Annotated in this window: 16 protein-coding genes and 1 pseudogene; 13 read left to right on the top strand and 4 right to left on the bottom strand. The window is 70.9% G+C overall.

All coding sequences use genetic code 11. The features are described 5' to 3' along the window. The first annotated feature begins 207 nt into the window (after nt 1-207). From ABZT93_RS39910 to ABZT93_RS39875, 8 genes are all read left to right on the top strand, one after another. Nucleotides 208-816 carry a class F sortase gene (locus ABZT93_RS39910; RefSeq protein WP_356113958.1) on the top strand — a complete coding sequence of 203 codons (609 nt, stop codon included), beginning with the start codon at nt 208-210 and terminating at the stop codon, nt 814-816. 152 nt (nt 817-968) lie between these two features. Continuing rightward, on the top strand, nt 969-2,135 hold the full coding sequence (locus tag ABZT93_RS39905; protein ID WP_356113954.1) for a SchA/CurD-like domain-containing protein: 1,167 nt from the start codon (nt 969-971) through the stop codon (nt 2,133-2,135). A gap of 66 nt (nt 2,136-2,201) precedes the next feature. Further along, the gene (locus ABZT93_RS39900) at nt 2,202-2,657 is read left to right on the top strand and encodes a cupin domain-containing protein (protein ID WP_356113952.1); all 456 of its coding nucleotides are present in this window, start codon (nt 2,202-2,204) and stop codon (nt 2,655-2,657) included. Then, nucleotides 2,654-3,922 (top strand): beta-ketoacyl-[acyl-carrier-protein] synthase family protein, encoded by a 1,269-nt coding sequence (locus tag ABZT93_RS39895; RefSeq protein WP_356113949.1) that lies wholly within the window; start codon nt 2,654-2,656, stop codon nt 3,920-3,922. Before ABZT93_RS39900 ends, ABZT93_RS39895 begins: the two co-directional genes overlap by 4 nt. Next, entirely contained in the window at nt 3,919-5,169 is a 1,251-nt protein-coding gene (locus tag ABZT93_RS39890; protein WP_356113946.1) for a ketosynthase chain-length factor, read from the top strand. The genes ABZT93_RS39895 and ABZT93_RS39890 overlap by 4 nt, the downstream gene beginning before the upstream one ends. A gap of 106 nt (nt 5,170-5,275) precedes the next feature. Beyond that, a complete protein-coding gene (locus ABZT93_RS39885; RefSeq protein ID WP_356113944.1) occupies nt 5,276-5,533 on the top strand; it encodes an acyl carrier protein in 258 nt (85 codons plus the stop codon). Between the two features lies 1 nt (nt 5,534). Beyond that, complete coding sequence (locus ABZT93_RS39880) at nt 5,535-6,014, top strand: SRPBCC family protein (protein ID WP_356113941.1); 480 nt, start codon at nt 5,535-5,537, stop codon at nt 6,012-6,014. Nucleotides 6,015-6,034: 20 nt separating this feature from the next. Beyond that, entirely contained in the window at nt 6,035-6,367 is a 333-nt protein-coding gene (locus tag ABZT93_RS39875) for a TcmI family type II polyketide cyclase (RefSeq protein WP_356113956.1), read from the top strand. A gap of 61 nt (nt 6,368-6,428) precedes the next feature. Here ABZT93_RS39875 and ABZT93_RS39870 read toward each other — a convergent pair whose 3' ends face one another. The 4 genes from ABZT93_RS39870 to ABZT93_RS39855 form a co-directional block, all read right to left on the bottom strand. Continuing rightward, nucleotides 6,429-7,490 (bottom strand): methyltransferase, encoded by a 1,062-nt coding sequence (locus ABZT93_RS39870; RefSeq protein WP_356113939.1) that lies wholly within the window; start codon nt 7,488-7,490, stop codon nt 6,429-6,431. A gap of 42 nt (nt 7,491-7,532) precedes the next feature. Beyond that, the gene (locus tag ABZT93_RS39865; protein WP_356113937.1) at nt 7,533-8,600 is read right to left on the bottom strand and encodes a right-handed parallel beta-helix repeat-containing protein; all 1,068 of its coding nucleotides are present in this window, start codon (nt 8,598-8,600) and stop codon (nt 7,533-7,535) included. 82 nt (nt 8,601-8,682) lie between these two features. Further along, nucleotides 8,683-9,303, bottom strand: coding sequence for an SRPBCC family protein (locus tag ABZT93_RS39860; RefSeq protein WP_356113935.1), 621 nt, complete (start codon nt 9,301-9,303; stop codon nt 8,683-8,685). 48 nt (nt 9,304-9,351) lie between these two features. Beyond that, nucleotides 9,352-10,386, bottom strand: a complete 1,035-nt coding sequence (locus ABZT93_RS39855) for a medium chain dehydrogenase/reductase family protein (RefSeq protein ID WP_356113933.1) — start codon at nt 10,384-10,386, stop codon at nt 9,352-9,354. A gap of 102 nt (nt 10,387-10,488) precedes the next feature. On the opposite strand from ABZT93_RS39855, the gene ABZT93_RS39850 reads away from it, so the two are divergent. From ABZT93_RS39850 to ABZT93_RS39830, 5 genes and pseudogenes are all read left to right on the top strand, one after another. Further along, the gene (locus ABZT93_RS39850; RefSeq protein WP_356113930.1) at nt 10,489-11,148 is read left to right on the top strand and encodes a TetR/AcrR family transcriptional regulator; all 660 of its coding nucleotides are present in this window, start codon (nt 10,489-10,491) and stop codon (nt 11,146-11,148) included. A 357-nt stretch (nt 11,149-11,505) separates the two neighbouring features. Further along, complete coding sequence (locus ABZT93_RS39845) at nt 11,506-11,709, top strand: cold-shock protein (RefSeq protein WP_004986771.1); 204 nt, start codon at nt 11,506-11,508, stop codon at nt 11,707-11,709. Between the two features lie 175 nt (nt 11,710-11,884). Further along, nucleotides 11,885-13,351 (top strand): DEAD/DEAH box helicase, encoded by a 1,467-nt coding sequence (locus tag ABZT93_RS39840; protein ID WP_356113928.1) that lies wholly within the window; start codon nt 11,885-11,887, stop codon nt 13,349-13,351. A 49-nt stretch (nt 13,352-13,400) separates the two neighbouring features. Continuing rightward, nucleotides 13,401-13,649, top strand: a complete 249-nt coding sequence (locus ABZT93_RS39835; protein WP_356113926.1) for a CBS domain-containing protein — start codon at nt 13,401-13,403, stop codon at nt 13,647-13,649. 507 nt (nt 13,650-14,156) lie between these two features. Beyond that, nucleotides 14,157-14,287 (top strand): annotated as a pseudogene (locus ABZT93_RS39830) (MerR family transcriptional regulator); the annotation flags it as partial.

Here is a 14,287-nt window from a genome sequence, read left to right as displayed (position 1 = left end):
GGCCTCGTCCGCCGCCGTGCTCCAGCCCGTAGGGTTCAAGAACGTCCAGGGCGTGGTCTCGGCCGACCCTCCCCGTGCCCCGTCCGTCCGCAGTGCTGCCGTGCCCTGGTGAGGTGGTCTCCGATGGCAGTCAGTCCCACTCCTCCCGCAGACAGTCCCGGCCATGACGAAAGCGCCCCGGCCAGGGAGGGATCCCACAGCAAGGTGATGCTGGGCGCCGCGGCGATCCTGGTGCTGGCCGTGACCCTGTTCGGCGGGAACGACAAGTCGTCGCCCGAGGTCCCCCGGGCGCCCCTCGTCGTACCCGCCTCGGTGCCGGCTCCGCCACGCGGGCAGGCGGCCGGGCAGCCGGCGGGCAGACAGCTGCCGCGCTCCAGGCCCGTACGTCTGCTCATTCCGAAGATCTCGGTCGACGCCCCCTTCACGGACCTCGCCATCGGTCCCACGGGCCGTCTCGAACCGCCTCCCGCCTACGACACCAACCTCGTCGGCTGGCACGCCAAGGGCGTGTCCCCCGGGGAGGCGGGCACCGCGATCATCGCCGGGCACGTCGACACGGTCACGTCGGCGGCCGTGTTCGTGGACCTCGGCGCACTGGTGAAAGGGGACGTCTTCCACGTCGACCGGGCCGACGGGCGCAGAGCGTCCTTCGTGGTCGACAGCGTGGAGACGTTCGAGAAGGACAACTTCCCCAGCCGGCGGGTATACGCCGACACGGCCAGGGCCGAGGTCCGGCTCATCACCTGTGCGGGTGACTACGACCACGCGGCCAGGGACTACAAGGACAACCTCGTGGTCTTCGCCCACCTCCGGTGAGCCCGCCCACCCGGCTGCCGGGACAGCCGGTCACCCCCACGGTGCATACGAGTCGCGCGCTTCCCGGGGCGGGCTGACGATCGAGGAACGCCGACGTCATGCCCTGTGGCCGACGTTCGCCCGCCTCTGACCCCGAAGGAGATGTGCGCAGGATGACCACCACGTCCGACCGTGTTTCGAAAGCGCCTACGCAACAGGCGTCGCAGCGAGTCTCCCAGTCCGTGTTCGACGGCTCCAGGCTCCGTGTCGTCCTGCTGGTGGACGTCTACGACGGGGCCCAACAGCAGTTCCTGGAGGCGTACGAGAGCCTGTGCAGCCAGGTCGCCTCCGTTCCCGGACACGTCAGCGACCAGCTGTGCCAGTCCATCGAGAACCCCTCCCAATGGCTCATCACCAGTGAGTGGGAGAGCGCCCCGCCGTTCCTCACCTGGGTGAACAGCGAGGAGCACGTGCGGATGGTGCAGCCGCTGCACAGCTGCGTCCGGGACACCAGGTCGCTGCGCTTCCACATCGTCCGCGAGACCGGCGGGCCCGCGGTGCCGACCGGACCCGACAAGCGCGAGAAGCGCCGCCTCCAGGCAGCGCCCAGGATCGGCGACGGGCTGATCCGCCACGCGCTCACCTTCACCGTCAAGCCGGGCAGCGAGGCCACCGTCGCCAAGATCCTCTCCGGCTACACCTCCCCGGAGCCGAGGGTCGACGACGCCACCCGGCTGTGCCGCACCTCCCTCTTCATGCACGGCAACCGGGTGGTCCGCGCCATCGAGGTGCGGGGCGACCTGCTCGCCGCGCTGCGCCACGTCGCCCGGCAGCCCGAGGTGCGGGCCGTCGAGGAGGCCATCAACCCCTACCTGGAGCAGGACCGGGACCTGGACGACCCCGAGTCCGCCCGGGTCTTCTTCACCCGCGCGGCGCTGCCCGCCGTCCACCATGTGACGGCCGGGCAGGAGAGCCCGGAGGCGGAGCGGCACGCGCTGTACTACCCGGCCCGCGAGGGGTGCGGTATGCGGCTGGCCGAACTGCTCGCCCGGCAGGACGAGGCGGCGGCGGACGATCCACGCGGACCGGTGCTGCGCAGCACGATCTTCCAGCGCGACGACGTCGTGATGCGGCTGGTCGACGTGCGCGGTCCCCTCGACAGCGCCCCCGGCCCCGTCCTCGGGCTCACGGATCACAAGCGGGCGACCGAGCTGACGGCGCTCCTCGACGGCGAAGCCCTCGGGGTGGACGGCCCGGCGCTGCGGGACAGCGACCCCGCTCACCTCCTCGCGGTCTCCCGCATGGACCTCGTCACCGACCGCCGCGCGCCCGACGCCTGATCCACCGGCCCGGGCCGTGACCGGCCACGCCCTCATGTCGAAGCAGCACATGTTCGGAGGAACGTCGTGATCAAACGTCATCCCGGAGTAGTGGATCTCAGCGAGGTCGAGCCCAACACCCGGCGCGGAGGCGATCTGCGCGCCATGCTCACCCCCGCCACGGTCGGCTCCACCAGCGGTTTCATGGGCGTGGCCATCGTGCAGCCCGGCGACCGCATCGCCGAGCACTACCACCCGTACTCCGAGGAGTTCATCTATGTGGTGTGCGGGCAGCTCGAGGTGGACCTGGACGGCGAGCCGCATGAACTGCGGCCCGAGCAGGGGCTTCTGATCCCCTCCCACATGCGCCACCGCTTCCGCAACGTCGGCAAGGTGGAGGCCCGGATGGTCTTCCACCTCGGCCCGTTGGCCCCGAGCCCGCCGCTCGGGCACGTCGACACCGAGGACGCCGACGGGGTGCCGATCCCGGTGGAGACGGTCCCCGTCGGCGGGGCCGCCGAGCCGACCCGGTTGCGCTCATGAGGAGGCGCGTGGCGGTCACCGGCATAGGAATCGTCGCCCCGGGCGGCATCGGTGTCCCGGCGTTCTGGGAGCTGCTGACCAGCGGTCGCACGGCGACCCGCGGCATCACGTTCTTCGACCCGTCCGGGCTGCGTTCCCAGATCGCCGCCGAGTGCGACTTCGACCCGGCGGCGCACGGACTGGACGCGGAACAGATCGCCCGGAGCGACCGGTACCTCCAGTTCGCCCTGGTCGCCGGGGAGGAGGCGGTACGGGACTCCGGCCTCGACCTTGCCACGGAGAACCCGTGGCGGGTCGGGGTCTCCCTGGGCACCGCGGTCGGCGGAACCACCCGGCTGGAGCACGACTACGTCCTGGTCAGCCACGGCGGGCAGCGCTGGGACGTGGACCCCCGGGAGGCCGGTCCGCATCTGCACCGGGCGTTCTCGCCCAGCACCCTCGCCTCGGCGGTGGCGGAGCGGTTCGAGGCACGCGGGCCGGTGCAGACCGTCTCCACCGGCTGCACCTCGGGGCTCGACGCCGTCGGGTACGCCTTCCACACGATCGAGGAGGGCAGGGCCGACGTATGCATCGCCGGCGCCTCGGACTCGCCGATCTCCCCGATCACCATGGCCTGCTTCGACGCGATCAAGGCCACCTCCCCCAGCAACGACGACCCCGCCCACGCCTCACGCCCCTTCGACGCCCGGCGCAACGGGTTCGTCATGGGCGAGGGCGGCGCGGTGCTCGTCCTGGAGGAGCTGGAACACGCCCGGGCCCGCGGCGCGCACGTGTACTGCGAGATCGGCGGCTACGCCACCTTCGGCAACGCCTACCACATGACCGGTCTGACGGGTGAGGGCCTGGAGATGGCCCGGGCCATCGAGGACGCCCTCGGTCAGGCCCGGCTCGACGCCACGGCGATCGACTACGTCAACGCGCACGGGTCGGGCACCCTGCAGAACGACCGGCACGAGACGGCCGCGGTCAAGCGGGCGCTGGGCGCGCACGCCTACGACACCCCCATGAGCTCCATCAAGTCCATGGTGGGCCACTCCCTCGGCGCGATCGGGGCGATAGAAGTCGTCGCCTGCGCGCTGGCCCTGGCCCACCAGGTGGTCCCGCCGACCGCGAACTACGAGACCCCGGACCCCGAGTGCGACCTGGACTACGTGCCGCGCGTCGCCCGCGAGCGCAAGCTGCGCAGCGTGCTCTCGGTGGGCAGTGGGTTCGGCGGCTTCCAGTCCGCGGTGATCATGACCCTGCCGAGGGAGGACACCGAATGAGCGCACCGTATCCCCGGCGCGCGGCCGTCACCGGAATCGGCGTGGTCGCGCCCAACGGAACCAGCACCGAGGCCTTCTGGAAGGCCACCATGGAGGGTGTCGCCGTTCTGGACCGGATCACCCGTGACGGGTGCGAGCACCTGCCGCTGCGGGTGGCCGGCCAGATCCGGGACTTCGATCCGCCGTCGGCGGTCGAGGAGCGCTACCTCGTCCAGACCGACCGGTTCACGCACTTCGCGATGGCCGCGGCCGACCTGGCGCTGGACGACGCCGGGCTCGGCCGGTCCGACACCGACGCCGCGCCGTTCTCCGTGGGCGTGGTCACCGCCGCCGGTTCCGGTGGCGGCGAGTTCGGGCAGCGCGAGCTGCAGCAACTGTGGGGCAAGGGAAGCCGGTTCGTCGGGCCGTACCAGTCCATCGCCTGGTTCTACGCCGCGAGCACCGGCCAGATCTCCATCCGGCGCGGGCTCAAGGGCCCCTGCGGGGTGGTCGCCTCCGACGAGGCCGGCGGTCTGGACGCGCTGGCGCACGCGGCGCGGGCCGTGCGGCGCGGCACCGACGTGATGGTGGCCGGCGCGACCGAGGCGCCGCTGGCCCCCTACTCGATGGTCTGCCAGCTCGGATACGAGGAGCTGAGCACCGTCGACGAACCGGACCGCGCCTACCGGCCGTTCACCACCGCGGCCTGTGGATTCGTGCCGGCCGAGGGCGGTGCGATGCTCGTCGTGGAGGCCGAGGGCGCGGCCCGGGACCGGGGCGCGCCCGTGCGGGCCACGCTGGCGGGACACGCGGCGACGTTCACCGGCGCCTCCCGCTGGGAGGAGTCCCGGGAAGGGCTGGCCCAGGCGATCCGGGGCGCCCTGGACGAGGCCGGGTGCGCGCCGGAGGAGATCGACGTGGTCTTCGCCGACGCCCTCGGGGTCCCGGAGGCCGACCGTGCCGAAGCGCTGGCGATCGCCGACGCCCTCGGCCCGCACGGCACCCGGGTGCCCGTCACGGCGCCGAAGACCGCCGTCGGCCGGGCCTACGGCGCGGCGCCCGTGCTGGACGTGGCCGCCGCGGTGCTCGCGATGGAGCACGGTCTGATCCCGCCCACGCCCAACGTCTTCGACATCTGCCACGACCTCGACCTCGTCACCGTCCGTGCCCGAGCCACCGAGGTCCGCACGGCGCTGGTGCTCAGCCGAGGACTCATGGGGTCGAACGCGGCGCTGGTGCTACGGCGCGGTGCCGCCGACGCCTCGTAGCGGGGCTTCGCGCCCCCCTGAAGGCCGCCCATGACGACCCCCCTGACGACCACCCGTCACGACACACCGTCACGACACACCGTCACGACACAAGGAGAGGACCCCCATGAGTGACCGCATCACCGTGGAAGAGCTGGCCGAGCTCATGAAGAAGGCCGCCGGCGTCACCGTCGCCCCCGAGGAGCTCCGGCAGCGCAGTGGCTCCGGCTTCGACACCTTCGGCCTCGACTCGCTGGGTCTGCTCGGCATCGTGGGCGAGCTGGAGAACCGGTACGGCACTCCGATGCCCCCCGACGCGGAGAAGAGCAAGAGCCCCCAGCAGTTCCTCGAACTCGTCAACAGCGCGCTTCTGGCAGGAGCCTGACATGACCGGACACACCCAGAACGAGATCACCATCGCGGCCCCCCTGGACCTGGTCTGGGACATGACCAACGACGTCGAGAGCTGGCCGGAGCTGTTCAGCGAGTACGCCTCCGCCGAGATCCTGTCCCGGGAGGGAGACAGGACCACGTTCCGGCTGACCATGCACCCCGACGCGGACGGCAAGGTCTGGAGCTGGGTCTCGGAGCGCGAGCCGGACCGCGACACGCTCACCGTGCGGGCCCGCCGGGTCGAGACCGGGCCCTTCGCCTACATGAACATCGTGTGGCAGTACGAGAAGGTCGCCGAGGGCACCCGCATGGTGTGGACGCAGGACTTCGCGATGCGGCCGGACGCACCGGTCGACGACGCCTGGATGACGGACAACATCAACCGGAACTCCAAGGTCCAGATGGCGCTGATCCGGGAGCGCATCGAGAAGGCCGCCGAAGAACGCCGGCCCGTACAGATGCTGTCCGACTGAGCGGGACGGAGGACATGACGATGCATCAGTCCCTGATCGTCGCCCGTATGGCCCCGGAGTCGGCCCTGGACATCGCCAAGGTGTTCGAGGAGTCGGACCGGGGAGAACTGCCGCACCTCGTGGGCGTCGCCCGGCGCAGCCTCTTCCAGTTCGACGACGTGTACCTGCACCTCATCGAGTCCGAGCGGGACCCCGGGCCCGCCATCGCGAAGGCGGCCGGACACCCCGAGTTCCGGGACATCAGCGAACGGCTGTCGGCGTACGTCAGCGCGTACGACCCGGCGACCTGGCGCTCACCGAAGGACGCGATGGCGCGGTGCTTCTACCGCTGGGAGCGGGACTCCGCCCCCTGAACCGCCGTTCGCCGGGCATGTGAATCGCGTGCCCGGCGAACGGCTGTCCGCGGCCCCGGGGTCAGGCGGGGACGGTGCAGTCGAACGCGTGCAGGTAGGGGTTGACCGGCCGGACGTCGTCGATGACCAGGCCCGCCTCCGTCAGCCTGCGGGTCAGGCTCTCGGTGGTGTGCTTGGCCCCTCCGACGTTGAGGAGCAGCAGCAGGTCCATGGCGGTGCTGAACCGCATCGAGGGCGAGTCGTCGACGAGGTTCTCGATGGCCACGACCCGCGCTCCCGGCCCGCCCGCCGCGATGACGTTGCGCAGGGTGCGGTTCGTGCTGTCGTCGTCCCACTCCAGGATGTTCTTGATGATGTACACATCGGCCTGGACCGGGACGGCCTCGCGGCAGTCACCGGGCACCAGCCGCGCCCGGTCCGCGAGCGCGCCTCCCGGCCGCAGTCGCGGGTCGACGTTGTCCACCACGCGCGGCAGGTCGAGCAGCGTGCCGTGGAGCGACGGGTACTTCTCCAGCAGGCTCGCCACCACATGCCCCTGCCCACCGCCGATGTCGGCGACCGACGCGCTCCCCGACAGGTCGAGGAACTGCGCGACATCCCGCGCGGACTGCACGCTGGAGGTCGTCATGGCGCGGTTGAAGACGTCGGCCGATTCCGGGGCGTCCTCGTTGAGGTACTGGAAGAACTCCTTGCCGTAGAGGTCCTCCACGACGTTGCGGCCGGAACGCACCGCCTCGTCCAGCATCGGCCACGCGGCCCAGGTCCACGGCTCGGTGCACCACAGGGCGATGGCCCGCAGGCTGTTCGGATCGTCCTCGCGCAGCAGCCGGGACATGTCGGTGTGCGCGAAGGTCCCGTCCCGCTGCTCGGCGAAGATGCCGTAGCAGGACAGGGCACGCAGCAGCCGTCGCAGCGTCCTGGGTTCGGTCTTCACCGCGGCCGCGAGGTCCTCCACGGCCAGTGGGCTGTCGTCGAGGGCGTCGGCGACACCCAGCCGGGCGGCCGCGCGCAGGGCGGCCGCACAGGCCGCGCCGAACACGAGCTCCCTGAGCCTCATGGAGGGCGGCGGGGTGGCGTGAGCGGTCTGGGTGTGAGCGGTCTGGGCGGTCTGAGCGGTCGTCATGAGCCGCCTTTCTTCTTCGAGTTCATGGGTGACCACGGCCGGTCAGCACAGTCCGGCGGGCTGGGAGGCCCCGCAGGAGTTGTGTTCGAAGGTGTTGTCCTTGCCGGTGTCCGTGTTGACGAGGTCCGCGGGGGCGTTGTCCTCCAGCACGTTGTCGGTGATCCGGTTCCGGTCGCTGGTGGTGCCCACGAAGCTCTTGAACAGGACGATGCCGCCCGACAGCGAGGAGGCACCGGAGTTGCCGATGACGCGGTTGTGCGTCACCAGGGTGTCCTCGGTGCCGGTCAGCACGATGCCGGAGCCCTGCAACGCGTCCAGCCGCGCGGTCTTCGGGCAGGACTTGTTGTTCTTCACGAGGGTGTTGTCGCGCACGGTCAGCGCGCCCGCCCTCGGCTTGTTCTCGTCGCCCACGACGAAGACGCCCGCGCAGTTGCCGGTGAGGTGGTTTTCCGCGACGGTGAGGTTCCTGAGGCGGCGGACGGTGATGCCGATCCGGTTGCCCTCCAGGCGGTTGTGCTCGATGACGGTTCCCCCGGCGTCCGTGGCGCCCGCCTCCTCCTTGATCGTGTTCGCGAGGAACAGGCCGGCGTCGCCGTTGTCCCGGGCGGTGTTCCTCCGGAACACCCCGTGCGCCGATCGCTCCTGGGCGATCCCCCACACCCCGTTCTTCACCGCGGTCACGTTGCGCACGGTCAGCCCGTCGGTCGCCATGGCGAACACCCCGGTGCCGGTGAAGCCGGTCACGGTGAGGGAGGCGATGGTGACGCCCTCGACGTCGTGCTCCTTCGTCCCGAGCACACAGATGCCGTTGCCGGCCTCGGCACACTTGCCGGTGGCCTTCTGGGGGTCCGGCTCGATGACGGTGCTGCGGCCCATACCGCTCAGGGTGATCCCGGGTGTGCTCACCTTGACGCTCTCGCGATAGGTGCCGGGGGCCACCAGGACGGTGTCACCCGGCTCGGCGGCGTCCACCGCCTGCTGGATCGACTGTCCGGGAAAGACCACGTGAGTCATCTGGTCGGCGGCGACGGCGGCGGGCGGGGCGGCCCCGAACACCGCCCCGACGATCGCCACGGTGCATGCCAGGCGGGAGATATGAAATCTCATCATATTCGGTACGGTATGTCCTGAAAGGTCGTAAACCGGTGGATAGACCGTCCGGGGGCGTGTCACGGACGCGGCCCGGCCCGCGCTACGGCCGTGTCGTGAGCCGGCTCTCCGCCGCGGACTTCAGGTCGCGCAGCCACGCTTCGAGTCCTCCGCCCAGGGCCGCCGTCGCGGTGGGGACGTCCGCTTCGACCTGGGAACCGGTCCAGGTCTCCTCGGTGTGGACGCGCACACCGTCCCTGACCTTCGTGAAGGTCCACAGGTGCACGCCCTCGTCGATGCGCAGCCCTTCACCGACCGCGGGTCCGCTCCACAGGACGCAGTCGTGGCGCCGCAGTTCCCGGACCGTGGAGGTGATGCCGAGGGTGGTGGCGGGGGTCGTGGGGGTGGCGGGCGCGGGCGTCGTCCACCGGAACCGCGAGCCCTTCTTCAGCCGGCCGGGGTCGAGCCGCTCGGCCGTGAGGACCGGGGGCTGCCAGGACGGCCAGCGTTCGACGTCGGTCTGGAGCTTCCAGACTTTGCTCAGCGGCGCCTTGATCACGACGTCGGACTCGTAGCGGATGCGGGCATCCTCGTCGACGCCGAGTCCTCCGCAGCGGGGCGGTCCGCTGTGGTTGGCCGCCTGCGCGACCGGGACGGTGCCGCCGAGGACGCCGGCGACGGCGAGCGAGACCGCGAGCGCGCGGGGCCGGGAGATGGTGGACATGGTGTTCCTCTCGGTTGTCGGGGGTCGGTTCGGGCCTGCGCCTGCTCGCTACGGGTTGAGGACGACCTTGCCGGCGACGGTGCCGGACTCGGCCAGCCGCAGGGCGTCGGCGACGCGGGCGAGCGGCAGCCGGGCGGCGATCTGGGCGGTGACCTCGCCGCGCTGGAGGGCGGCGAAGACCTGGGTGAGGTCGGCGCGCAGACGGGCCCGGAAGCGGTTCTTGGCCAGGGCGCGCCCGGCCCACACGTTGAAGAAGTAGGCCCGCCGCCGGTTGGGCAGCGTGTTCCACAGCCACACCCGGCCGAGGAGCTTGAGCACGGGCCACTGCTTGGAGCCCTCGGCATCACGGGTGGCGGCACTGCCGTACGAGACGAGCGTGCCGCCGGGGGCGAGGAGGCGCCAGGAGTCGACGATGCCGTGCCCTCCGACGTGGTCGAAGACGGCGTGGACGCCCTCGCGCGGGGCGAGTGCGCGGATCCGTGCGGCCAGGTCGTCGGCGCGGTAGTCGACGGGGACGACCCCTCGCTCGCGCAGGGCGTCGTGGTGGCGCGGGGACGCCGTGCCGATCACCTGGGCGCCCGCGGCCCGGGCGAGTTGGACCAGGACCGAGCCGACGCCGCCGTTGGCGCCGTACACGACGACGGTCTGCCCGGCGCGGACGCGGGCCTTGCGGTGCAGCATCTGCCAGGCGGTGACGCCGTTGAGGACGAGGGTCTCGGCCTCCGCCGCGCCGATCCCGTCGGGCACCGGCACCACGTCCGCGGCGTCGACGAGCACATGGCTGGCCCAGCCGCCGGTCTTGACCAGGGCGGCGACGCGGGTGCCGGCCAGATGTGGAGCGACGCCCTCGCCGGTCGACTGCACGGTGCCGACGAGGTCGTAGCCGGGGACGAAGGGGAACGGCGGCTGGTCGTAGTAGCGGCCGCGCCGCATCTGCTGCTCGGCGAAGGAGACGCCGGTGGCCTCCATCCGGATCACGACCTGGCCCGGGCCCGGGGCGGGGACGGCGCCGTGCCGGATCTCCAGCCCTTCGGGCTCGACCTTGCCCGGCAGGACGACCTCGACGAGTCCTTCGGTGTTCATGACGACCTCCACAGAGACGGCTGTTACTCGACTTCGCGTTCGTTAGAAGTTATAACTGAACAGGATCGGAAGTGTCAATAACTTCAGTGATAGCCTCTAACCATGGTGAATCAGGAAGCGAAGACCCCCCGCGAGCGCTACCGCGCCCAGGTGCGCACGGAGATCAAGGAACGCGCGTGGGAGCAGATCGCCACGGCAGGCGCGTCCGCGCTGTCCCTGAACGCGATCGCCAAGCAGCTGGGCATGAGCGGACCCGCGCTGTACCGCTACTACTCCGGCCGCGACGAGCTGATCACCGAGCTCGTCAGGGACGGGTACCGCAGCCTCGCCGAGGCCTTCCGCGCCGCCTCTTCCCGGCCCGGTGCCGACGTGACCACGCTGGCGGACGCCCTGCGGGCCTGGGCGCTGGAGGATCCCCAGCGCTACTTCCTCATCTACGGCACGCCCGTCCCCGGCTATCACGCGCCCGACGACATCACCGGGATCGCGTCCGAGATCATGGCGACGCTCCTGGACGCCTTCGCCCGGCTGCCGACGAGCGGTACCGCGACAGCGTTCGACGCCCACCTCGAGGAGCACCGGGACTGGGCGGACGGCCACCCCGCCCCGGCCGCGACCCTGCACCGGGCTTTGGCCTTCTGGACCCGGCTGCACGGCGCCCTGTCCCTGGAACTCGCCGGCCACTTCACCGGCATGGGATTCGATCCCGCGCGGTTCTACGCCGCCGAACTGGACGAGCTGAGCGGCCTGGGCCGGATGTGACTTTCGTCGTGGCGGGCGTACCGGGCCGCCACCGGACGCCCATGTCGATGTCGACGGGGCATCACACATCGCCGGAGGTCACAGGGCCGCGGACGAAGCGCACGGGCGGAAGACTGCGTGCCCGCCGAGCAATATCTGTGCCCGCGATGGGAGATATAGACCCGGTGCCTGGTCAGTATTCCCGGAACGTCGAACGAGGTCAGGATTATCCACCGCACAGGCCCGATCGCACCGTGCTACTGTCGATCTCAGTTGCAGGTGTGGTTGCCAGAAGGTTATTTCCGACGGGCGAATCAGCACGGCGACACGGAATTCACACACCGTGAATTCCGAAACCGCCTCCGAAGGAGATATGACATGGCTACTGGCACCGTGAAGTGGTTCAACGCGGAAAAGGGCTTCGGCTTCATCGAGCAGGACGGCGGCGGCGCCGACGTCTTCGCCCACTACTCCAACATCGCCGCCCAGGGCTTCCGTGAGCTGCTGGAAGGCCAGAAGGTGTCCTTCGACATCGCACAGGGCCAGAAGGGCCCGACGGCCGAGAACATCGTTCCCGCCTGACACCGGCTCTGCCGCGCATATTTCGCAGCTGGGGCCCGCACCTTGGGGTGCGGGCCCCAGCTCGCGCATTTCAAGGGCGCATCCCCCATCGCCTTCGGTTCGTTCTCGCGATTCTCTGCGCCGCTCATCGGCTGCGTGAATTCCTTGATACGCGCCGCATCAAGGAAGGTTTCGCATGAATCGCACACGCTCAAACCCCGCCCGTGGCCGCTCCGGCGGTCCGAACCGTGGTTCCAGGACGCACGGAAACCGGCAGACCGTACAGGGCGAATTCGCACCGCCCAGGACGATCACGCCGGCACTGCCCGCGGTCGAGGCGTTCGCCGAACTCGACATGCCCGCACAGCTGTTGGCCACGCTGGGGCGTGAAGGCGTGACCGTGCCGTTCCCGATCCAGGCCGCCACGCTGCCGAACTCGCTGGCCGGCCGTGACGTCCTCGGCCGTGGCCGCACCGGCTCCGGCAAGACCCTCGCCTTCGGCCTCGCCGCGCTGGCCCGTACGGCGGGACGCCGTGCCGAGCCGCGCCAGCCGCTGGCCCTCGTCCTCGTCCCCACCCGTGAGCTCGCCCAGCAGGTCACCGACGCGCTCACCCCCTACGCCCGCTCCGTGAACCTGCGGCTGGCCACCGTCGTGGGCGGTATGTCCATCGGCAGGCAGGCCGGTGCGCTGCGTGCCGGGGCCGAGGTGGTCGTCGCGACGCCCGGGCGGCTCAAGGACCTCATCGACCGGGGCGACTGCCGGCTGAACGAGGTCGCCATCACGGTCCTCGACGAGGCCGACCAGATGGCCGACATGGGCTTCATGCCGCAGGTCACCGCCCTGCTCGACCAGGTGCGTCCGGGCGGGCAGCGGATGCTCTTCTCGGCCACCCTGGACCGCAACGTCGACCGGCTGGTGCGGAGCTACCTGCACGACCCCGTCGTCCACTCGGTCGACCCCTCCGCGGGCGCGGTCACCACGATGGAGCACCACGTCCTCCACGTGCACGACACGGACAAGAACCGGACGACCACCGAGATCGCCGCCCGCGACGGCCGGGTGATCATGTTCCTGGACACCAAGCACGCGGTGGACCGGCTGACCAAGCACCTGCTGAGCAGCGGTGTCCGCGCCGCGGCCCTGCACGGCGGCAAGTCCCAGCCGCAGCGCACCCGCACCCTCGCCCAGTTCAAGACCGGGCATGTGACCGTGCTGGTGGCGACCAACGTCGCGGCCCGCGGCATCCACGTCGACAACCTCGACCTGGTCGTCAACGTGGATCCGCCCACCGACCACAAGGACTACCTGCACCGTGGCGGCCGTACGGCCCGCGCCGGTGAGTCCGGCAGCGTCGTCACCCTGGTGACCCCCGGCCAGCGTCGTGGCATGCAGCGGCTGATGGTCTCGGCGGGCATCACCCCCCAGGTCGCCCAGGTGCGTTCGGGCGAGGCGGAGCTGAGCCGTATCACCGGGGCCCAGGCCCCTTCCGGTATCCCGGTCGTCATCACCGCGCCGCCGGCGGAACGCCCCCGCGGCGCGTCCTCCTCGTCCCCGTCCCGGGGCCGTCGTGGGCGCCGGGGTCAGTCGGGGCAGGGCCGCCCCGCGGGTGCCGCGGCTCGCCGCAGCGCGCCGCGGCGGACCGGCTTCGGCTCCGCCGCCTAGGGCGGCCGTGCCGGCCCACCAACCCACCCCTTTCCAGCAGGAGGCAGCCATGACGCCGACCCGGACGCCACACGTGGTCTTCGACAGGCAGGGGACCGGACCCCAGGTCAGTGACGACATGACGGTCGAGGTGGCGCTGTCCCTGATGGCCGGTGCCCGCGTCGACCACCTCGTCCTCTGCGACGGCGACGAGCAGCGCACGGGCCTGGTCACCCTGGCCGGGCTCGCCCTCCTGCGGGACAGCGCCGACTACACGGACCGGCTCCGGCTGCGGGACGTCCTCAGCCTCGCCGGCTGATCCGTCCCACCCCGGATCCACCCGCACAGGCCCGATGGGGCCCTGCCGACGCGCGTCGGCAGGGCCCCATCGTCGTATGCACCCGCCGAAGCATGTCTGCGTCTCCCGGGCGCCAAAATCTGTTCTTGTCAGAGTAGACATTGGCTCCTGGCACGGTTACTGTTTTTCTCGTAGACATGGTCTAGCGAGACCCGCCAGACACGAACTGGCGGGTGGTAGTACCGCAGTACCCGTTCACAAGTGGTTGGTTCAGAGCAAGGACGGAGGAGCAGACGCCATCAGGATCGCCCGGCCCGACACTCTCGGCCCGGGTACCGCAAGACCCCGGAATGGATGGTGGTCCCCGGTCAAGCAGCCGCGATCCCCGCACCCCGCCCGTCACCGGGCCGGGTAGCGGACACAGAAGGTCGGCGCAGCAGTAGGGCCGACAGATGGTGTTGAATTCCCTTCGGGGCCCTGGTGCCGTACGGCATCGGGGCCCCTCGACGCGTTGCACAACGAGGTGACATGGCAGCAGATATTCCACTCGGCGACCGCCTGGACGACGACGACTACCCCGCGTACACGATGGGCCGGGCAGCAGAGATGCTCGGCACCACCCCCGGCTTCCTCCGAGCCATCGGCGAAGCCCGACTCAT

The sequence above is a fragment of the Streptomyces sp. NPDC005303 genome (assembly GCF_040607335.1).
In the GTDB taxonomy this organism is placed as follows: domain Bacteria; phylum Actinomycetota; class Actinomycetes; order Streptomycetales; family Streptomycetaceae; genus Streptomyces.
This window is presented reverse-complemented; position numbering and strand designations above follow the sequence as displayed.